12 protein-coding genes are annotated in these 21,993 nt (G+C 57.6%); 3 read left to right on the forward strand and 9 right to left on the reverse strand.

From position 1 onward, the window contains the following. Positions 1-19: 19 nt before the first annotated feature. Entirely contained in the window at positions 20-400 is a 381-nt protein-coding gene (locus EEB13_RS27445) for a helix-turn-helix domain-containing protein (protein WP_033236025.1), read from the forward strand. Here EEB13_RS27445 and EEB13_RS27450 read toward each other — a convergent pair. The 5 genes from EEB13_RS27450 to EEB13_RS27465 all read right to left on the reverse strand — a co-directional run bounded on the left by EEB13_RS27450 (position 397) and on the right by EEB13_RS27465 (position 6,320). Further along, positions 397-2,190 carry an AMP-dependent synthetase/ligase gene (locus tag EEB13_RS27450; RefSeq protein WP_045071440.1) on the reverse strand — a complete coding sequence of 598 codons (1,794 nt, stop codon included), beginning with the start codon at positions 2,188-2,190 and terminating at the stop codon, positions 397-399. The genes EEB13_RS27445 and EEB13_RS27450 overlap by 4 nt on opposite strands. After that, positions 2,187-2,648, reverse strand: a complete 462-nt coding sequence (locus EEB13_RS27455; protein WP_095888595.1) for a MarR family winged helix-turn-helix transcriptional regulator — start codon at positions 2,646-2,648, stop codon at positions 2,187-2,189. Before EEB13_RS27455 ends, EEB13_RS27450 begins: the two co-directional genes overlap by 4 nt. An 85-nt stretch (positions 2,649-2,733) precedes the next feature. Further along, positions 2,734-2,865: a putative transporter small subunit gene (locus EEB13_RS31825; RefSeq protein WP_045071446.1), complete on the reverse strand. Its 132-nt coding sequence runs from the start codon at positions 2,863-2,865 to the stop codon at positions 2,734-2,736. Positions 2,866-2,892: 27 nt separating this feature from the next. Further along, positions 2,893-4,545, reverse strand: a complete 1,653-nt coding sequence (locus EEB13_RS27460; RefSeq protein ID WP_179300873.1) for a sodium:solute symporter family protein — start codon at positions 4,543-4,545, stop codon at positions 2,893-2,895. Positions 4,546-4,934: 389 nt separating this feature from the next. Next, a complete protein-coding gene (locus tag EEB13_RS27465; RefSeq protein WP_261984655.1) occupies positions 4,935-6,320 on the reverse strand; it encodes a plasmid pRiA4b ORF-3 family protein in 1,386 nt (461 codons plus the stop codon). A 245-nt stretch (positions 6,321-6,565) separates the two neighbouring features. Between EEB13_RS27465 and EEB13_RS27470 the strand changes: the two genes are divergently transcribed. Both EEB13_RS27470 and EEB13_RS27475 read left to right on the forward strand, forming a co-directional pair. Beyond that, positions 6,566-7,162: a T3SS (YopN, CesT) and YbjN peptide-binding chaperone 1 gene (locus tag EEB13_RS27470; protein ID WP_141486643.1), complete on the forward strand. Its 597-nt coding sequence runs from the start codon at positions 6,566-6,568 to the stop codon at positions 7,160-7,162. 199 nt (positions 7,163-7,361) lie between these two features. Continuing rightward, a complete protein-coding gene (locus EEB13_RS27475) occupies positions 7,362-8,132 on the forward strand; it encodes a hypothetical protein (RefSeq protein ID WP_141486644.1) in 771 nt (256 codons plus the stop codon). Between the two features lie 54 nt (positions 8,133-8,186). Here EEB13_RS27475 and EEB13_RS27480 read toward each other — a convergent pair whose 3' ends face one another. From EEB13_RS27480 to EEB13_RS27495, 4 genes are read right to left on the reverse strand one after another with little or no spacing between them, the layout of a single operon-like run. Then, on the reverse strand, positions 8,187-8,768 hold the full coding sequence (locus tag EEB13_RS27480) for a hypothetical protein (protein ID WP_187328628.1): 582 nt from the start codon (positions 8,766-8,768) through the stop codon (positions 8,187-8,189). Then, positions 8,765-10,936, reverse strand: coding sequence for a UvrD-helicase domain-containing protein (locus EEB13_RS27485; protein ID WP_187328629.1), 2,172 nt, complete (start codon positions 10,934-10,936; stop codon positions 8,765-8,767). Before EEB13_RS27485 ends, EEB13_RS27480 begins: the two co-directional genes overlap by 4 nt. After that, positions 10,933-17,283 (reverse strand): DEAD/DEAH box helicase, encoded by a 6,351-nt coding sequence (locus EEB13_RS27490; protein WP_141486645.1) that lies wholly within the window; start codon positions 17,281-17,283, stop codon positions 10,933-10,935. Before EEB13_RS27490 ends, EEB13_RS27485 begins: the two co-directional genes overlap by 4 nt. Next, positions 17,276-21,991 (reverse strand): restriction endonuclease subunit M, encoded by a 4,716-nt coding sequence (locus tag EEB13_RS27495; protein WP_141486646.1) that lies wholly within the window; start codon positions 21,989-21,991, stop codon positions 17,276-17,278. Before EEB13_RS27495 ends, EEB13_RS27490 begins: the two co-directional genes overlap by 8 nt. Positions 21,992-21,993: the final 2 nt, after the last annotated feature.

Consider the following 21,993-nt stretch of genomic DNA (forward strand, 5'->3'; position numbering starts at 1 on the left):
ACTTCGATCGGAGCTCGACGTGAGCATTGACCACGTAATTTCAGCAGTCGGTAGCGCCGACGCAGAAAAGATCAAGACCGCGCTGTCAGCGCTCGCTCAAACCTCAACTGCCACGACGACGCTCGTGATCGACGGCGTGACAATCGACGTCCCGGCCTCAGTGGGCGATGCCGTCGTAGCGCTGCTGAAATACCTCGCCAACGGTGACAGTGTTGCGCTCGGTGCCGTTGCCGAACTACTCACAACGTCTCAAGCTGCGGAAATTCTCGGCGTCTCGGACACATATGTCCGCAAGCTTGCCGATGCCGGCAAGCTCCCGATCGAGCTACGCGGAACCCACCGCAGATTCCGACTCGACGACGTCATGGCCTACCGCGAGCAGTTCCCCAAGCGCTCCTAGCTCTTGGTGTACATACCTTCGATTTCCTTGGAGAACCGGTCGACGACTACGTTTCGCTTGATCTTGAGGGTTGCCGTCATTTCACCGTCTTCCTCAGTGAGATCCCGATCGAGAATCACAAACTTCTTGATCGACTCGGCATGCGAGACAGCCGAATTGGCGTCATCGATCGCCTTCTGCATTTCTGCCCGAAGATCATTGTCGTCACGCAGTTCAGCGACGGTTGCTTCGGCGGGCTTGCCGTTATCGGCCTTCCACTTCTCGAACACCTCGGGATCAACCGTCAGAAGTGCCGTGACGTAAGACTTTCCATCGCCGACGACCACGGCCTGCGAGATGATGGAATGCGACCGAATACGGTCTTCCATCGGGCCGGGTGAAACGTTTTTGCCACCTGCCGTCACCAGAAGGTCTTTCTTACGGCCGGTGATGGAAAGGTAACCGTCACTGTCGAGTTCACCGAGATCGCCGGTGCGGAGCCAACCGTTGTCGAAGGACTCTTCGGTGGCTTTTTCGTTCTTCCAGTAACCCTTGAAGACCACTCCACCGTTGAGCTCGATCTCGCCGTCTTCGGCAATGCGAACTCCGTTGCCGCCCATAGGCTGCCCGACGGTGCCGATCTTCTGAGCCCCGGGAATGTTGACGCAGTGCGCTGCCGTGGTTTCAGTGAGTCCGTAACCTTCGTAGATCGGAACGCCGAGCCCACGGAAGAAGTGGCCGAGTTCCGGGGTAAGTGCACCGCCGCCGGAAATGGCGAACCAGCACTCGCCGCCGAGTGCTGCGCGCAGCTTCGAGTACACAAGCTTGTCTGCGACAGCATGCTTCGCCTTGAGCACCAGGGACGGGCCACCGGCGTCGAGAGACTGGCTGTACTCCTTGGCCGTTGCTTCTGCAAAAGCAAATATTGCACCGGGAACCTTGCCGCCGGATTCCGCCTTCCGCGCCGCACCGTCGCGAACCTTCTCGAAGACCCGCGGGACGCCGAGGATCGTATTGGGCTTGTACCGCTCGAATTGCGTTGTAATGTTCGAGAAATCAGACCAATGCGCCTGCGCAGCACCAGCTTCGAACGTCGCCAAGGACACTGCACGAGCAAGTACATGTGCCAGGGGAAGGAAGGTCAGAACTCGGTTTCCCGGAACCGCGACCTTACCGATCGACGCAGTCAGAATGCCGCGCACCTCGGACAAGAAATTCCGATGAGTGAGGATGCAGCCCTTCGGCCGCCCCGTCGTACCGGATGTGTAGACGAGCGATGCAAGGTCGTCAGCGCGGATACCGTCGAGGCGCTTCTTCAGCTCGGTTTCGTCGACGTCGATGCCCTGCTTGGTCAGCTCTGCCACAGCGCCGGCGTCGATCTGCATGACAGCGCGCAGACTAGGGGGCGCATCCTGGAACAACTGCTCGTGCGTCCCCGTCTCCACGATGGCCATGACGGACTCGGAATCCTCGAGGATCCAAGCAACCTGGCCCTTCGATGACGAGTCGTAGATCGGAACCGTCGCAGCGCCGGCCGCCCAGATGGCGAAGTCGAAAAGCGTCCACTCGTAGCGAGTGGCCGACAGAAGCGCGACGCGGTCCCCTGGCTGAACACCGGCGGCAATCAACCCGTTTGCCACGCCCATGACCTGCTCGGCAAATTCCTTCGCCGAGACGTCGACCCACCCGTTGCCCATAGGCCGCGAGAACACCGTGAGGTTCGGGGTGCGCTCGGCGTGAGTGAAGACTGTGTGCACCACCGACTCGTTGTCGGAGATAGTGAACTGGGCTTTGGCGCTGTACTCACTCACAGGGTGTCATCTCCGTCGGTCTGCGATTCTGTGCTGATTCTGAAGCGGTGAAGTGCACGGGCGAATTCCTCGATCTCGGACTCAGTCCAATCGTGCAGCCTGCTGACGACTTGGTCGAGTCGACGCGCATCGGCGGCGTCGAGATATTTGCGACCCTCGTCAGTGAGGTGGAGCGGATTGCCCAAGCGAACGGGTCCCGGATCGGCATACACCCAGCCTGAGTCGATGCATCCACGCACTTGGCGCGAGATGGTCGAGCGGTTGACGCCGAAAACGTCGGAGATCTCTGTTGCCCGGCAGCCGTCATTGCGGCCGATGAACGAGAGGAACGAGTGCTGCGCGATGGACGGCTGATCGTCGGAATGCCGATCCCCCGTCATCAGCTGTCGCGTCAGATGCACCAGCTCGTCATGGACGGCCGGCGGCCCGGTGAGCGACATTGCTCCGTTGTGTTGCACTGAGCAACTATAACGCCGACCCCTGTGTCCGACGCAATATGACCGCCGCCACCGACAGCAAGTGCGTCGGTGGCGGCGTGAACAGCTAGACCAGATCTTCACCGTTGCGGCGAGCAGTTGCCCAATCCTTGAAGAATCCCTTGCTGATGACTCCCAAGACAACCAGCACCAACGCCGGCCAGATCAGAACATAAACGGTCAGTAGAGCTGTACTCATTCGTATCCCTTCCACTTGTCTCGACGGTTACTTTCCGGACGCTCCCACAGCAGGAAACTCTTCCTCGTCGAAGTCTCCCGTCCGCTGCTTGATCAGTTCGAAATCGAACGTCTCACGCTGATTGACGGACATCGCAAAACACACGACGGTACTTACGGCATAGGCCACCAAAGATCCGCTGAGCGTTGGGTAGTCGTGCAGGAAGCCGATCGCGAACGGCGCGGACAGCACGATCGCCAGGCCACCGACGATCTGCGCAACCTTCAGACCGAAGAATCCAAATGTCATGAGCCCCAGCACCACTCCGATACCGACAACGGCAACGATGTCGGAGAGTATCCCGAACATCCCATCCATCGGCACCCAACTGAATCGGACGGGCAAGAAGGCAGCAAGAGCCACCAGCACCGACACAGTGAAGGCTTTGTTGGTGACCTTGCCCCAGTAGAAGCTCGCAATAACCGGGAACACCAAAGCGCCCCACAGCGCGCCGACGAACACCAACAGATCCAGAATGCTCAATTGCAGACTTGCCAAGGAGATAGCCGCCGCCGTCGCAACAATCATCGTTACTCGGCCGATAAGCAGCATCCGTCGAGGGTTCGCATTAGCCTTGCCGGCGACAGCCTGGCCGTACACGTCGGTCATCACGATGGACGAGAGTGCAGCAAGGTCCGAGTCCGCCGTCGACGACAGCGCGCCGATGATCATGACAAAGAAGACAGCAAGCAAAATTCCGGGCAGGTACGACGCGGCCATCTGCGGAATCAGGTTGTTGACGTCACCATCAGTTGGCTCGATTCCGAGGTACAGCGCGAGAACACCCAGCATTCCGACACCGATGACCGTTGCGCCGTATCCCACAGTTGCGGTGATGAAGGTGGGCTTGATCAGGTCTTCGCGGACCGCGAAGAGTCGTTGGGCGATGGTCTGGTTGCCGATTGCGTATGCAAGAACTGCCGCGATGTACGGCGCACCCTGTTCGAAGAAGGCAACGCTCGAGAAGAAGTTGCCCTGCTCAGCAGTGAGGTTGCCTGCGCCGGATTCGAAGGCCGCCGGGAACCCCGCTGCGAAGAAGATGAACGGCACCAAAACCGCTACCGCACCGAGCATTCCGATCAGCTGAACGAAGTCGGTCAGCACCGAAGCACGGAAACCTGACCACAACGTGTACAGCAGGACGCCCAGCGCGACGATGAACACACCCTGAATGAAGTTGAACGGCGAAAGCAACGCGATCAGCAGACCACCAGCGAGAAAGTTCGACATCAAACTGATAAGACTGCCGACGATGTTGGAACCTGCGAGCATCAACTGACTCGAGCGTCCGTGCCGCGCGTACATGACCTCGGCCAGAGTGTGGGCTTTCGGCGCTACTTTACGAATTCGCTGGCCAAAGGGATAAATGAAGAGAATCATCAACGCGCCCCACAAACCGTAGTGAATGGGGCCGGAGATTCCGTAGGTGTAGCCAGAAGTGGCGGATGCGTACATCGACGACGCCCAAATCCAAGTGGCCGTCATACTCGCGGCCGAAACACCAAATCCTAATTTGTTTCCGGCGGTCATAAAACCGTCGGCATTTTCCTGCTTCTTACCAATACGAAGAGAAATCAGAAATGTTCCACCATAAAAAGCAACAAGCAGTGAAACAATTACCAAGGTACTGAACTGGACCATGTCGGACCCCGTCACATGCCACATCCTTCGCACATAATCGGCAGAACAACGCGCAAAAACCCCTGTTCAGGATCTTTGCGCTTCGCTTCTGCACGCCCTAGGAGCGACCGTCATACCAACACCGGTCACATATTCAATTGACTAGCAACACGCACTTCGTCTTTTCCGAAACCCAACCTCCACAAAATAAATCTTCTGCGTAAGCTTTTGGCTCGACCACGCAATTCAACAAATGAGGATCGACCCTAGCATGATGGCAATTTCGAACAAAAACTCGCATATTTTGCCACCCGAAAATATTCGGGATTCCGTCGCCGGGAAATCATGCGCTTCCAGCACATATAACAACTCTGCATCGATTGATATCGACGGTCGATTCGATCGGGTAATTATTTAGACAGAACCATCCTGGCAAAACGTCGGCCCCACTCAGGATCGGCGGAAACATGCTGGTCCAACGGATTGGAGACAATCGCCCCGATCATTCGCAGGTACAGGAGAGTGCCTCTCACCATCCACATCCAATCGTCGTCGCCGAGGAGTGTTCCGTCTGTTGTCGACCAACCCAATGCCGTGAGTCCTTCGATCATCACTTCACTACGTTCGGACTCCGACAGGCCGGCAGCCAACGTAAGGAACAGAATTCGGCCGGCTTCCTGCGCCAGCTCGCCCTTTCCCAACGGCATGGCCATCACGATGTGGCGCCACAACTCGCCTTCATACGCAATCACCGACGCACCGAGGCGGGTAAGAATCAGTGTGCCTCGGAGTTTTCGGACTAATCTCAGTGTCTTTGCGACTTCAACGAGGACTGCTAATTGCGAGTCACTCCCTCCCGCGGCATCGGTCCACTCACTGTCCCAATCGAGTTCGTCTCGGGCAGACGCACCAAGGTCCGGAGGCAGTGACCCGGACGCCGTCAACACAATCCCACCGCCTCGCGCGGAGTTCAGCAGCCACAGCAACTGGCGGGTTGCTCCCTCACACATCGTCTCGAAGTAGTTGTCATACCCACCACTTAGCTCCGCTTTGGCAACTGCGGCAAACAGTTTCGGCGCGGAATGAACAGACAGGCGGCGCAAGAACTTCTCGAACAGCGAGCTGCCCACAGGCGGTGACCTATGCAGTGCCACCGACGTGGTGACTGCCGCATTGGACTCTGTGAGAACAAAACGTTCGGGATCGAACAGCCCGGTACTCACCTGCGCGTTCAGGAACTCGAGATACCCGACCGGACCGCCAGAATCCTCCGGCGGGCACGCTCTCGCGCCGTCAAGACAGGATGGCGCAGAAATCGGCTGGTCTTCGACAATCTGCTCGAGAAACAACGTGTGACTCCACTTGGCACGTACGTTGTACTCGTATCGGACGTACTCCCCTACCGCGGTGACCGCCTCGTCGATCCGGACTTCGTCCTCACCAAACTCGTCTTCCTGGTATCCGTCGTACTGGATCACCTCGCGCGCGATATACCGATCTGGGCCATTGCTCGTTGAATGATGGACGCTCACCCACTGATGTGCGTGTTGATCTCCCCATCCCATGACCGCCTGGACGATCGAATGCAGTTGGTCGAGTTCGATATTCGACGGCACCGAAAACCGTCGCCAAATGGGTGGCGAAACGCAATCAAGTTCGATCCGCAGGACAAAGTTCGCCACCTCCGGCCGTCGACGCTGATTCCGCATCTGCCTCGGCGTACGGACGGTTTGTGCCGCTTGAAATGCAGGCACCAAACGCAGATGTGAAGCTCGTCGAACTCGCTGACCCGTCATTTATGGAGACTAGATCTACCTACCGACAAGCCGAGATACTCACTGCCACAACACTGCCGGATTTGTCGGGACTCGAGTCACGTCGCTCTGCGCCGGCGAAGTTCTACTCAGCGCCCGTCGAAAGGGACACTATTGGATGATCCACTACGCGGACAAGAGTGTGCGCCGACTACCGTAGACCTGACACCCACCGCACGAAAACAGTGCCAAGCGCCTGCTCGGACTGGCACGGAACATGAGGATCCATGAGCGACCACGACACGACCGCCGAACAGCCCCTCCACATCAACGGCGCCATTGCCCTAGTGACGGACGAGCGCGACGAATTGGTTCGCCTGTGCGTTCAGACCCTCGCCGAACTGCTGGGCAGCGAGCCCGACACCGACGACGACGGCGACATTGTCGTGCCGGTTCACGGGTTTGTCGTCTACGTGACCGTCGCGGATGACGGCCCCCAGATCAACGTCTGGTCCTCGGTCCTCACGGGCCTCGGTAATCCCGCCCATGCTGCGACGCAGCTGATCGAACTCGCACAGGAATGGCCGCGGCTGCGCTTCGCCTTCAGTGGCGACCACCTGCTGGTCTCGACGATGCTTGATGCGGACCCCTTCGCCCCGCAGCATCTCCTCAACCTGGTCGACGAGGTTCACGCCTTCACTCACGAGCTCGACGACGATTTTGCAGAGTCCTTCGGCGGCACCCTCGACTGCGACGAAGATGACGACAGTTACGCCGGCGAATGCAACACCGGTGGCTGCGGCGACGATTGTGACTGCGATTGCGGCGATGACGCCGACGGTGAGCTTGGCATCACGGCAGTCGCCTCGACGCCCAGCAAGTAGCTAGCGGCCCACGATTTATATTGCGCGCGTGCATCTCTGCGATTGCAGGGGTGTACGCGCGTTGACGTTTGTCGTCGCTTGCAGGGACTGCCGGAAGCGACAGAATCCAACCTTCGACGGCAAACACTAATTCAGTCAATACCGTGAAGTGCAAGCGCGGCTACCCCACTACGGTCACAAAACGTGCCAGGATCGCCACATGCCGATCGGAGACGCTGGATTCGAACCGCCAGAGGCATGCGTTCACTGGTGCCAGGCAAGAACTTACGATCTGCATATCCTCGACGACGAAGCCAGCGTCGACCTCGACTGGTGGAACTCCCACCTGCGGGATTCCGGGCACGAAATTCAGCTACGCGGTCGAAATGACGATGGAAGAATCGTCACCGCGGGAATGGCAACCGTACAGCGAAATGACCTTCGACCTGGCAGCGAACTCATTATCGCGACCCACGACGGTCTCGGACTGCTATTTCTCTGCGCGTCGTGGCAAAGCGCTCATCCGGGACGTCGCTTCAAACGCCGATTTCCCGACGTATTCGGCGCACCAGTCGGAAAGGGCGAGGATCCGTTACAGCCGATCAAGTCCATCCTCGATTACTGCTTGAAAACTCGCACGTTGCCAGCCATCCACCGCGGCACCTGGTCAGGGTGGCCCGTGACACCTGGTGTTGGAGTTTCTCTCCTTGCTGCATTCATGTGGGCCGCTGAGGTATCAGAGGCAGGTAGCCGTGCCCAGTTGATCGACCAATTCGGTGTCTCGACCCTGATTCACGAAGGCTGGCTGGAAGATCCATCGGTCAGCGGTTTCACACTTCGCAGGTACCACCGCTACAACCAACTTCTTGGTTCGTGGGCAACCAGTGCCCAAACACGCCCCGAATTGATCGAAATGTGGCTGATCAAGCGCTGGAATGCGCGAGTTCAAGAGGCCCGTCACGGCGAACGTACGATGCCCACGCTGTTCTGAACTTCTAAACGACGTCATCCAAGTAGTACGCACTCCAACAACGATTCGAGCACGCTAGTGATCGTCGCAGATACCCGAGCGCGGCAGCTGAACCCGGCAGGTCGGACACAAGGCAGCAATCGGTTCTGGTTGAGGTTTCGCTCTCCGCCTCTGGGCGATGACCGCCGGCGGTAAAGCAGGAGCGCCGCCATCTGAGGGGATAACGGCACCGAAGTACTTGTAGCACTCGAGCCGCGCCTCAGCTGCATGTTGATCGAGGTCTTCAGGAATTTCGAGTCCAGCGACTTCGAGTACGTAGCGGTACCCATCACCAACGCTCTGATCCTGCTTGACACACAATGCAGTCAGCGATGGTAGGCCCTCGGCGGCGGCTCGGTCGACAACCTGACCGAGCACACCACCGATCCAGTTTCGCATCTGCGAGCGGCTCCGAATCCCGGTGCTCGCCTGAACTTTCTCGGCAAGATCCTTGTAGGTGATGAACGCGTGATAGTTCGACGCAACATCCACGAGAACGTCAAAAGCAGCGGCAGCCCACGCCGACGTGGCGTCCTTGAACGGGACAGCAGTACCGTCCGAAACTCGCCAGGTTCCTGGAGTCTGCACACCTTCTATCTCCGGACTCAGTTCACTCACAATGCTTCTCCCACCAAGTCGGAAATCTTCCCTGTGCCGAACAGCGCCAGTTGCTCCCGGGCGCGCGAGCCTGCCACATAAAGAATCCGACGCAGCTTCAGTTCCCCTTGAACCCGATCCACCCCGGTCAACCTCTTGACATAGAAGGGCGGGAATTCGCCTTCACCGAGCCTGCACATTGCGACAGCACGAAACTCCAGCCCCTTCGCCCGGTGCATCGTCATCACTCGGACTGCGTCTCCACTCTTGTCCTCGTCTGAACGATCAGTCACGATGACGCTCTGAATACCCGAGGATTGGAGCGATTCAGCTAGGTCTTTGACGCTGTCTTTGTCCAACGCGAAGACTGCAATGTCGGACAGATTGAAGCCTTCGCCGGCCCATTTCTGCACTTGAGCAGAAAGACCCTTATTCTCGTCCGCGATGTTCTTGCGTATGAGGATCTCAGGCGCCGGCCCACCGAAGACTGACCGTGCTCCCGCGAGGGTGTCCGATGCCAGATCGAGGTCGTCGACTTCAGTGTCTGCGACTCCCAAGCACCATTGCAGAATTTCTTTCGATGTTCGGTAGTTGATTGTGAGGCGGCGCGATCGGCCTCTCGTCTCAATTCCGAAGCGAGAGAGCGGTGCCGGTCGACCGTAGATGCGTTGGTGTGCGTCACCGACGATGAACATGTCGTCAGCATCCGTAGGCACTAAGGCACGAAGCATCTTCCAATGAGCAGGATGAAGATCCTGTGCCTCGTCGACCACCACGTGTCGATACCCCATTTGGTCGCGAAGCGTCGTGTCGGACAGCAATATTGCGGCTGCTTGAGAGGCCAGCTGAGTGAAGGTCATCAACCCTTGTGACCGCATAAGGCTTTCGAATTGTTCGATCACCTTCCAAACGTCAGCGCGCTGAGGCCGGCTCAGACGCTGACTCCGACCGCTTCGTGGCACTCTGAGATAGCCGGCTTCATCAACAATCGCATTGCCCAAGACAACCTGCGACCATTCATCGGCCAAGAAGGTGGCGTCCCAGGTTCCCGTGGCAACCAGGGCAGCGGAAGACCATAGTTCTCTCACCTCGGAACTATCGGAGGACACAAACTTCGTGTTTGCGACTGCAATGCGTCCGGCATCTGATGCGGTGACAACCCGTCGGGCCAAGGCGTCAATGTTGACTACATCAACTCGATCCAGGACCTTGGGTCCGGCCAGCTGTTTGAGCTGGGATTCAATTGTCCGAGCAAGGTTCTTGGTGAATGTAGTGAACAGAACCTTCGTCACGGCTTCTTGCGAATCTAGCTGTCGAGCAAGGAATCTCGCGCGGTGAATTGCCGTTACGGTCTTGCCTGTGCCAGCTCCACCCGTAACACGGAAGGGGCCGTTCCAACCCTTGTGCGTCGCGAGTTTGCGCTGAAGTGGATGCAGCCACACGCGCCACTTCGCGAAGTCTCCTTCGAGAACTGCCCGAAGCTCGTCTTCATTTTCACCATCGAAGCTTGTGAAGCTCAGTCGTGACAGCGGTCGTTGCAGTGCAGCGGAGAGATCCTCGACGTCGACTTCACCAGGCTCGTCAACCACGAGATCTGCCCACACATCATCCGGGCTCTTGCCGTACACCAAATCAAGCACAGCACTGCCTTGCGACGAAGGTAGTGCAGTGACAATGGATTCCAGGGTGTCCTCGTCCGACACCTTCTTCAACTGCTCGGCAATCTCGGATTCGACGCCAAATCGTTCCAGGTCCTTCTGACTGACCTTCGCAGGCATCAAAGGTTTGACGGTATCGGTCGACTGCTGAACCTGTCGCGCTTTGTCCACGGCTTCGTCAAGAGCCAATGAGTCGAACAGCTCGGCCGCACCAGTCTTCGGGTTTACCTGAAGCGTGAGCTTGCTGGCGTACTCGTACGCATCGTCATGTTTCTTCACTGCGACGAGGTACAAGGTGCTGGTTTCCGAATCCTCCCCTGCAGCAATGAGAACAGCACGATAGTTGTCAGTGACTCGAGCGGTACGCACATGTTTGGTCTTTGCGAGCTTCGGGATCTTGAAATCCAGCCCGGTTGCATCCGGGTCCTGCTGCAACTTCACCATGAAACTGAGTACACGACTGCGCACGCTGCCGTCGAGGCTGTCATAGGAGTCTTGAAACAGGTCATGCATCAGGACGTGTGTCTTCACTTGCTACTCCCATTCACGGCATTCTCCAGATCGCGGGCAAGCGTATCCGGAACGTTCTCGTCCTCGACGGTTTGTACTGTCCATCCGTCCTTCGCGAGCCATTGGTCACGGTCATCGTCGATATCAACGACGACGGCAACCTTTGCAGCGGGCCACGCAAGTTCAACCTGCCAGATACTTTGATCTGGGCCCACTTCTGCACCGGCTTCTGGCACATCCATGGCGGCTGCAGCCATGATCTCGATCAGCTTTGCAAGGACTGGGTCCGTGTAGTCCCGGACAACAGCCCATTCAGGCGTCAGTTCGGCGATCTGGCTGGCAGTCGCGGATTGCGCAGGAGCTGACAACGGAATGTGCGACTGCACCAACGGATCAACGCAACGTCGAGTCCATATCTCCACCATCCGCATCGGCATCTGATGTCCAAAACGCGGAAGAGTCAGGAATTGCAGAACGTTCGCCCACCGCAGCCATTCGCGCCATCGCGCTGCGTGCTCGGGACCACCAACCTCTGCGTGGCGGTCATCCAGCACGCTGAGTACTCCCGTTGTGGCCACATGGTCCGTGGGATCGGCAACCACGATCAGCGGCAATCCGCTCAAGCCGGTACGGGGTACCAACATGACTGTTCCGTCTGATTCTGAATCCGCTTTGGTGCCACCGAGGAATGAATTCAGGCTCGTCTCAAAGCTTCCCGGTTTCACCATGATCGGGGCATCCGATCCGTGTCTTCCCGGATTCACAATGGCCAATACGGTCCCTTGTGCGCCATCACCCCACACTGCAGCGTCGGGATCAGCCAGGTACTCGATCATGAAGTCGATCGGGTTGCCCCACAACAGTTTCAAACGGGGATCGTCGATGCCAACACTCGCAGTATTCTGTATCTGTTGGTGAACAAGGTCCGGAACTGCAGCCTTCAGAGAATTTGAAATAAAGGCCTGAACATCGTCCCAGGATATCGACCACACTCGCCGGCCGTCGCGACGCAATGCATCCCGCTTCACCGCGTCGTCATCGGTTCGGTTGTGCTCAACGCTCGCATGGAATTTCGCGCCGTCCAGGTAGACTGCAACGTCGCAACCCTGCGCATCGCTTCGTGTCAGGAGGAAGTCCGGTTGCGTCGTTATCGATCCTGATTTGACGTCGACCAGCGGGCGCATTCGCCACCGCCGGGGCTCTCCGTCGGGATTCGCAAGTCGCAAGTCGAGCTCTTCGCCCTTGGAACCAATAGCGGCTTCGATTGACCATCCTTCTCGAGACGCAATCCGTTCCTTGAGTGCCTCACGGAACTGCAGTTCCAGTTCGCTGAGTTGAACTTTGGCTATGTCGACTGTGCTGACGGTCGGAATCTTCTCGACATCCCAATCTTGAAGAAAGTTGTCGAGCAATCCTAATGCCGATTCTCTTGACGCATTGGGCATTTCACGGGACTGAAGCACTCCGTACAAGCATCGGTGGCATGCGGCACGGCCTTCTAGTCTGCACGGGCATGCCGCAAGAACATCCCGTGCGAGGGTGAGAATATGCCGCAAGCGTTCAGGCTGCCCAAAGCGGTCGAGGTAGCCGGTGCCGCCCGGGACAGTGTCATGCAAGACGAGGAAGCGCCTCACCGAACCCATACCGTCACTCATGCTTGAGGCAACAACCGCAAGGTGCTGGGGGTCGCCACCGAAATCACGCCGCAGTCCGAGCAGCAACGCTCCCTTGAAGGATGTCATTGTCGTCTCGAAATGCAGCAACGAAACCGGCAGCAACAGCCGGACAGCTTGCGTTTTCAGTTCATGAGAGAGCAGCAGCTTCTCCCATTTTTCAGCTGTACCCCGCCTGGTCGCGCAGTAGCCCCGGTGGCGGGCCTTATCCTTTTCGGTCGCCTTCTTAGCGACGACGCCGCAGTGGGAACACGTGGCGAATCCTGCTGCCGAGAGCGTCTCTCCGGCAATGATCGTCTCGTTGCCAGGCACATCACCTAGACCCACATTGATCGAACGTATTACCGCGGAACGTGCGTACTCGGCCCCGAAGACGGTCTCTTTCAGCTTCCATGCGTCGACAATGTCCGTGGGGTCGATATCAACCCCGGTAACACGGCCGAAGTAGGTTTTGGTTCTGTCGTCAGCGTCCTCATCAATCAGAACATCGTCGAGCCGGTGCACCGCTGACACCCGCTGTAAAGGCAGAACCTTGTGCACTGCACCGGCATCGGTCACTGCTGAGCTGTGGCATCGCGGACATGCGGTCAGTGGCGCCGACGCGTTGGTTGTCCCCCAACCACACGACGGGCACAGCCTGGTGTTGGCCCACAGTGGTTGCGAGAGCGGCCCGACGTCGACGGCATCGACCTCCACTCGTTTGCCGCTAGCGTAGAAGTATGCGCCCGGCGCCAACTCGGTGAGTGCGCTACTGCTGCTTCGTTCGTAGGTGAGGTCGAGTGCTTGCGGCTCTGGGAAGTCATCCTCGTTTGCGGTCCACCAGAGGTGCACGTCGAGCGTGGTGGAATCGTCGAGCAGGTTGTAGTTCGGCAGTAGGCCTACCCCACTCAAGCCGGTCAACGTCTCTTGACGTCCGCGCTCACGTAGTTGATCGCCAAGTGCTCGCGACTCCCCCATACAGCGCTTTCGGTCATCCTTTTGCTTGTCGTCGAGATGACCATGCTTGTCGATCTCCGCGACAGTTTTGGCGAGATCGTTGAGACGGCTGCGAATTTCGTCAGAATCCGTTTGCCACGCCAGCGCTACTCGCGCCGCGCTCTCACGCAGCCCTCCGCCAGCGAAGTCCTTCACCGCGGACTGCGCCTCCGGCACAAGCTTCTTACCGAATAGCCCAAGGAACTCTGAGCTCAGGGAGTCAGCGTCCGCAGTCGCAGCGTCGACCACAGCGCGCAGCCACGCTCCATCCGCCATACCTCCGCTCAACGCTGCACTGAGCTTGGGTGGCATCACAGGTACGACGCCGAGACCACCAGTTGCGAGGCGGTCCAACGCGAATGCGAAGAACTGCCGATAGAGCAACTCCGTCGCATTGAGGTACGCACCAGGCGGCAGCACCTCACCGGCGAGCAGGTGGCCTGGCTGGGCAAAGTAGTAGAGGTCACGGGGCGAGCTGGGCACGGCAGCGAGAACGAACGCATTGCCTGTCGAACGGCCGGCACGTCCGATCCGCTGAAGATAGCTCGCGGTGGACCGTGGCAGCGAGGCTAGTGCGACGGTACTGAGATCGCCGATATCGATACCGAGTTCCAGTGTCGGCGTACATGCGAGGATGTTGGGGTCAACAGGCGAGCCACCGCTCTTGAAGCGCGCCTCCACTTCCTCTCGCTCTTCCCGATCGAGCAGTCCGGTGTGCTCCGCACTGACGATGCGGCGAATACGTCCCGACTGATACATCTTCCGGTAGAAGTTCTCGGATTCCATCTCAACTAAACCCAGAGTGCCCGGGCACCGCATTCGTGGGCACGGAGCCCCGGTCCACAGTGACTGCCGCTGCTTCGAGCTGGGCTGCACGTGATGACAGATCGGGCATTGCAACCGGGCAATGTCGTTGGGATCCAGAATGATCCGGTCCGGCGTGATGCCGTAAACCTTGGATCCCTTTTCGCCACTGGTTCGTTCGAGTGGCCCGTCTTCGCTTGCGAGAGAGTCGATCACGTCTGCAAGTAGCGCTCTAGCTTCAGGCGCCGTCACTCCAAGGCACCGCCTCGTCCAATCAGTAAGCCAGGACTCACCCCGAGGATTGACCGCCATGAAGTCTGTGTCACCAGCCGCACCGGTGGTCAAAAAGCCGGGAGCCGGTCGCCCAAGCGGGAATTTAGGCATTCCCTCAGCGCTACCGCCCCAAATCGACCAGCGCCTGCCTTCATCACGGATGTAGCGCGTGAGCCATTGGTGGTAAACACCGCCGTTCACCCGAACATGCTCCAACAACCCCAAGATCCAGATGTCATAACGAGGGCCGCCCACGGACTCAGATTCAAGCTCGAGCTGTTGTGGTCTCTGGTCAGGTACCTCAAGACTGAGCTGACCTGACGGTCCCCCGCTCAGATTCAGGCTCAGCTGTGGCAGGTTTTGGTGAATATCATGAGCGCGCTGCGAAAAAAGCGGCAGATCGACGTCAACATCGACGGCCATCGCGCCAGTGAGCTCGAGCGTACGACCCACGCGGGCATTCAGCCCTGCTTCCAGTTGCGCTTGGAAGGCGATCCGCACTCCCAACAGTTCACGCATCCACCCTTCTGGATCGTTCTCCAACCACGCGCCATCGACTCCCGTACGACGTACAAAGTCCGGCGGAGTGATCGAGTAAAGCTGATCGACGGGAATGTCGGCGACAAGTCGATCGGACGTTTCCTTGAGAGTTGTCCGTTCGCCGTGAGTCGCGCCCAGCAGAGCGGATCGAAAGTTGAATTGGAACGCGCGACCCTCAATGAATGCCGCACGGTGTGCGGCGTCCTGCACCGAATCGGTGAAGACGAGGGTCTTCTTCTCGCTATCGGCTAGAAGAGTGGATCCGAACTCACTGGTGAGCCCAACACTCAGGAGCGTGGCAACACTCGATCCCATGAATCGGATTGCGTTCTTCGCGCCGCACGAGGGGCATGTCTGATCGAATGCCGCCTTTTCGTCTGGAGTGCAATGGACCGCAAGAGCATTCGCACTCGGGACTGAACCGATTTCAAGTGTATCTGGGTCGAGGTAACTGACGCCCTTATCACTTTCGTCGGCGAGGAGCAGGGCACGTGTTTTAAATCGGGTGGTCAGCCGGGCACTGTCTCGCCAGATTGTGACGGGATCATGGCCGAGCTCGTCACCGAGTTCTGTTGTCGTTGCAATCCATCCGGAGTGTCCGCATACGCGGCAGTGTGCCGCGGGCAGAAACGTGCCTTCGGTTGGTAGCCCGTCATGCCACCAATCGAATCTGGTTTCGCGACTGAGGCTTCGGAGCATGCGGGTAAGTTCCCGCACCCACAGCTGAACCTGAACGTTGATCATCGGCCGCAGGTTGCCGTTGTCATCCTTGATTCTCGCAACGGACATCAACGCAAGGAACTTGAGCAGCGCCTGCTGCACCTCGAGAGGTTTCGTCGAGTTATGCACCCCCCAAGGGAGGACACCGGCCTGAGTGATCCTCGTGACCGCATCAGCCGGCGTGAGGGGCTCACCACCAAGAGTGTCAATCACAACGCGAGTCAGGAAATGAGTCCGCAGAGTTTCGCCAATTTCCACCGGGTCGGCATAGTCGATCTCAGCCGCGTGCGCGCCAGGTTCCGACGAGGGTTGAAGCACGGCTCGCGCCAACGGTTCCCATGATCCGGCGACTGAGGCATCTACCTCCGGAGCATCCAGGATCGCGTCGACCGAAGGGATCTCAAGCCCAAAATCGACGTGTGGCACAACATCTGCAGCAGACAATGAGGTTTCGGTGATCAGCGATTCTGGTGCAAACTCGGTACCGAAGATCGTTCCAGCGAACTCTCGCAGTTCATCCGAGCGAGTACCTCCACCAAGTGTCGCAGATGTCGCCACAGGAGTTATGCGCCCCAGTGGTCGTCCGTCCTCCGCCACACCGGTTCTCGCGCCGAGCCGTCGGATGAGCATCGCTACATCGGTTCCCTGAGCCCCATCGTAGGTGTGAAACTCATCGAGCACCAGGTACTGCAGCGTTGCAGCAGCGTTGTTCCACAAAGGTTTATCGCCGGAGCGCAGCAACAAAAGATCGAGCATCTTGTAGTTGGTGAGCAGGATGTCGGGCGGGTTTTTCCGTAGCTCGTCGCGGTGGTCGACCAGCTGATTGCGGGTGCGGGTTCTTCGCCGGCCCTCGCCGCCGATGTACACGCCGGCTGTGACCTCACTGAGCTGAGGATCGTCGTGGAGGTAGTTCGCTAGACGACGAGCCTGATCAGTGACCAGTGCGTTCATCGGGTACAGGATGATCGCTTTGATCCCGTGCTCGCCTCGGGCTGCCGATCGCCGCGCGTGGTCAAGAAGCGGGACGAGGAAGGACTCCGTCTTGCCCGAACCAGTTCCGGTGGTCACGATCGTGGGCTGCGCGCCTCGCCCATGCGTCGAAAGCCGATCGAATGCCTGCGCCTGATGCTGAAAAGGTAGGAACCCCTTTGGCATCCATTCCAGCGGCGATCTCCAACTCTTTTCCACCTGTTGGTATGGCGTGCGGAGCTTGAGGTAGGGCCCACGGAATATCCCGGTCTCGGGATCACGAAGGAACTCACTGAGCGCCTTGCCCGCCTGGGCATCTGCCAGCGAGAAGGTGGTGGACAGGTACTCCGTGATCGAATCCCGTGTTTCCTCTGCCAACAGCGAAGGGAACGTCGGCGCGGCGTCCTTAACCATCTAGCCCAAGCCTCCGCTCGAATTCCGCGTAGGCACTGCGCATCTCAGCTTCGCGATCGGGTTTGTAAAACCACGGCTCATCGTGGTCCTCATCCGCGGGGAAGGGCGCGTAGCGATCGAGAAGATCACCACAGTCTTCGCCTTCGAGGTAGGCCTGCAGCAGTTTATAGTCGTCCTTTTGCTGTTTGGCTCCCTTAACTTGGTGGTCCCTAGCAATCTTTCGCCCACACGAATCAAAGACCATCTCGTATTCATATTTCCGTAGCACTGCAAACTGTGCGCGAAAGATCAATACGAGATGGTCTGGCGTCAGTCCCAGCATGAGCGCAGCCAACGCATCAATTTCTACTAGTGCAGCCCGACGCTCCGCGTCCGTCCGCAACGGGGTCGCCATAGTCCACGGGACCTCGACGCCTCCGATCTGTGGCAACGCGAGGAAAGCCGGAGTCCAAGAATCATCGCTGAATAGTTCTCGCTGCAATACCTCCCATAATGGTGAATACTCTCTCGTCAAACAGTTCAGGCGCAAGACTCGTAGCAACAGATAGGGCCAAGCAGCATGACCCGTTGGCGCAGGGAACCTGTCAATCAACTCCGCTCGGACATCTGTCCGCCCGCTAATCTTGATTAGATAGTCAAAGGGTAGAGATGCCCACAATCCCGCGACTAGCACGGTTTTCAGGATGTCCGATACCGCCGGACCGTTTGAATTCTCAAATCTGGAATCAGTTTGAAAAATTGCAAGTGAATTAACAGCATCGACATGCGCCATTCCCGGAGGGACGATAGCGGCATGCAAAGATCGCTCACCTCCAGGTTGAGTCATTCGACGCCAAGCTACGCGCCAATAGTCCGTTGCCAATCGCTTTCCCCAACGGGGAATCCCGACTTCATACGCACTTCGACTGCACGCACGTTGATAATTTGTTCGCGGAATAGCAGATTCAGGAAGAGATTCGAGATCCCATGCCGAATAATCCCCCTTACTCTTGCAGAATTCATTAGGATCCTTCGCGAACGGGTTTCCGACGGTAAAATGAGGACCTTGATAGATAACCTCAGACCATGATAATTGACGCTCAGTCCGCCATTCGATATATCCATCCTTCTTCGCTTTCGCCTCATCAAAGCAGAGCATCATCGAATATCCAAGATCACTGAGACGCGTATCCTGCTGGGCGATCAGAGTCAAAACCTCGACATGCTCACGAGTCAATGGTCGAACAATTCGAGCCTCAAGTGCCGGCGTCCCCGGGGGATCAAACAATGTCGCCCAAGATGCCAATACCGATTCATCTACCTGTACAACGCGAGCGGCGTGAGGTCGCAGGTCCCATCCGCCCCGAGGGTACTGAATCGCCGGTATCTCACCAGATCCGTCGTGGTCAATTGACTGGTCGGCCGTCTTGGGGTGCAATAGCGAGGAGATCTGAAGGAAATTTACCGTGGACTGGGACCCATAAATATGGATACCGTAGGTCACGGGATGCCCTATCTCCTCAAAGAGCATTAGCTCATTGACGAATTGCCAATGCCGACGCAATCGGCTGTAAACCTGCTTCCGCAGTACACCCGCTCTTGGATCAGTCAAATGATTCTCAGGATGAATCAATCCAATAACACCATGTTTCGTCGAATTGTTCCACGCTACTTCCATAAAGTTTGTATATAAATTGGCTTTCATTCCCACTAGCACCGGATGATCTACGTCAGAACCGAGATGTTCTACCGTTCCAGCCCACGAAACTAAATCTCTAATATACTTTCGAAGAACACTGGGACCACGAAGCAATTCACCTCTTCGCGCATCAAATGCCTTGACCGAAATTTTCTCTTCAAGTTGAAAAAATGGGTCATGTTCAGCGAGCGTAACATCATCCCTCCAGACAGGCCTCACCCACGGAGGATTTCCAACCTGCAGATCAAAACCACCGCGCTTTAAGATATGGGCGAAGTCCAGTTCCCAATGAAAAAACCCTTGCTCGTCTGCGATGGTGCGCACCGTTCCAAGCCATTCATGCTTCGAAACTAGCTGCCACAGCGGCAGCATTCCGTAAAAACTTCGTTCGAGGTTATCCATTATTGACAGCTGATCGAAACTCTCGACCGTCTCATGAAACATACCCTGGTCAGCCAGACGCCTACCCACTCCATCCGCACCCAACAGCCCTTCGAGCGCCTTCATCCATTCGTCCAGATTTGGCGGACCAGGGTCGTTGTCCCCACCGCTGTCAGAATCTTCCAGCGACCCTGTCAAAGGCCAGAACCACATCGCGCACCAAATATCCATCGCCAACCGCAGCCGCATGTACGGACCCTCAGGATCAAGCAGCTCGGACTCGACCTGCTCACGCGTTGCGGCAGTCTGCACAGCAGGGACCTCGGAACCCCACACGTCAATGTGCCGTGACACTTCTCGCTCACTGATCTCTAAGCGTCTATGCGCTAGCTCCCACAACCGTTCGACCCGACGTGACAGCGCACGCAGGCGATCAAGTTGCTTCGCACTAGGCTTCTTCGTTACGTCTGCACGCCACATTTTGAGTGCTGCAACTGCTTCCGGAGCCAATTCCTTAGCTTGCTTCGCGTCGGCCACTGCCGCCCATCCGTCGGCAGGCAGAAGGAAATGGTGGATCTCTCCATCACCGACTGGCCCTTCAGCCAAGGGTCTATCAGTCGGAGGCGTCTTCAACCAGCTCTTCTTTGCCCGCCCGAGCGAAGTGAAGTCATACGTTGCGCGACGCGCCCCGATTAGGGAGTTTCCCCGTCGAAGATGCAATCCAAACCAAGGCGCCTGCAGTCCCTTGTGCATCACGTTGAGCCAGAGCGACACCTCCGCGAGTTCAACAGCGGTGGCGTTGAGGTCCACACCGTAGGCACGATGTAGGGCTAGGTAGGCCTTCACCTTCTGCAGCTCGGTCGCATAGTCCTCCGGCTGGATACGCTCGCCGAGCTCAGTCTGGCGGCGGTTCAGATACTCAGCTGAGAGCTGATTGATCGCCTCGTTGAGGAAGGCACCGCTGCCCAGAGCTGGTTCGCAGATCCGGTACTCGAGAATCTCTGCGGCAGTCGTCTCGTCGGTGATCAGTTCGGCAAGCGAATGCTTGACAACAGTCTTGGTCAACACTTCTGGGGTGTAGTAGGAAGCACTTCGTTGTCGATCACGGCCGGAGAGCCGAAAAACGAAGCTGCCCTTCGGATGTCGGACGATATCTTTGCGTCCGGTTAGGCGATCCTCACGCCAAACAATATCCGCCTCGTCGTAGTCGCCTGACTTGGTGGACGGCACGAGCCACGAGCCCTTGTCTGCATTGCCGTCTTTCGCCACTTCAACCATATCGTCATCGGCGATCAAGCCTGAGTAGGACATCAAGCCCTCATACACAGCCCCAAGTTGGTTGATGCCTAGCTGCGCATAGGAGATGTAACCACGCTGTTTGTTTTTGTTCTTCGAGGGCTTGGACAGGAGAAGCAGAGTCAGCACTTCTTGCAGTACTTTGTTGCTGATCTTCGCATCGTCGATCAACGGCGTACGCGCAGGATCGAAGAGGTCCGACCTCATCGCCTCGAACACGAGGCCATCGCCATTTCGATTCTCAGCACCGTGTCCATTGTTGACGAGACGAAAAAGAAGATTGAGCGACTCATGCAGGTGATGTCCGCCAGCCGATTTTCCAGTCAGCGGCACCTGGGTGATTTCGCGCAGGCGGTCAAGGCCATAACCGGATCCGTACTCGGGTGCTCCGACCGGCAGAATTCCAAGCTCTGGTCGCGCTTCAGCGAAGAGTAGAAACAAGATTCGATAAAGAAAGCGCAACGACTGGATAGTCAATTCCTTGGGAAGCTCAGGAATACCATTGACCGGCCGCCCGGCAGCACGACGTTGATCAAGAACTTCGTTGGCAATCTTCTCGATCGAAATACGAAGTCCCTCACGAAGATCCTCACTGACACCTACCGCATGCTTTTCGGAGTCCTCGGTGAAGGCGTCCAGTGCCGTCTTACCGTCATCGTTCGGGAGCAACACGTCTGCAGACCAAAGACCAGCATGGTGTGCGAGCTCGCCAGTCGCTTTCTCATCGCGACGGTCCAATGCCGTTGCAACATCGAACGCCAGGTACCGGCCTTCAGACCAGCGGGCGGCATCAGTCAGGAGTACGACGCTACCCGCAACCACGAGGAGATATCGCGGAGCATGGTCGCTTACGAAGAGCTGAGTGACAGCCTTCGATACTGATCCCAGCAGCTCGGTCTTTGCACCTGTAATCGACAGTTGCAGAGGGGAAATCAGTTCTGCATCGGCCGAGAACAGAGCGTCGGCGTCGATAGCCGGTACGGCCTGGAGGATGTGCAGCGCGTCCGTCGCAGTAGCACTGGCGAAGCGTCCCAACAATGGGACGGCGATGGGCGTTTCACCCTGGAAGGTTTCGAGAACAGTTTCGGTGCAGTTGAAACCGACTGCGCTGAGCAGCATTCGATGAAGGTCTGTCACCGATGCGACATGGTCCGTCTGAGCTGGCTCGGGCAGTTTGCCTAGCGCGGTCAGATAGTTACCGCTGATCGCCGACAACCCTTTAACAGGAGTGTTCTTGCCCTGGGAATCGAGTTCCTTCCAGCCTTTCGCAAGATCCTTCAGCTTGTTGGGGAAGACTTCGGCGAGCCAATGCTCAGATAGATAGTCATTGATGTTAGAGACTGAATCGAACATTG

The organism is Rhodococcus sp. WS3, from assembly GCF_003797085.1.
Lineage (GTDB): Bacteria > Actinomycetota > Actinomycetes > Mycobacteriales > Mycobacteriaceae > Rhodococcus_F > Rhodococcus_F globerula.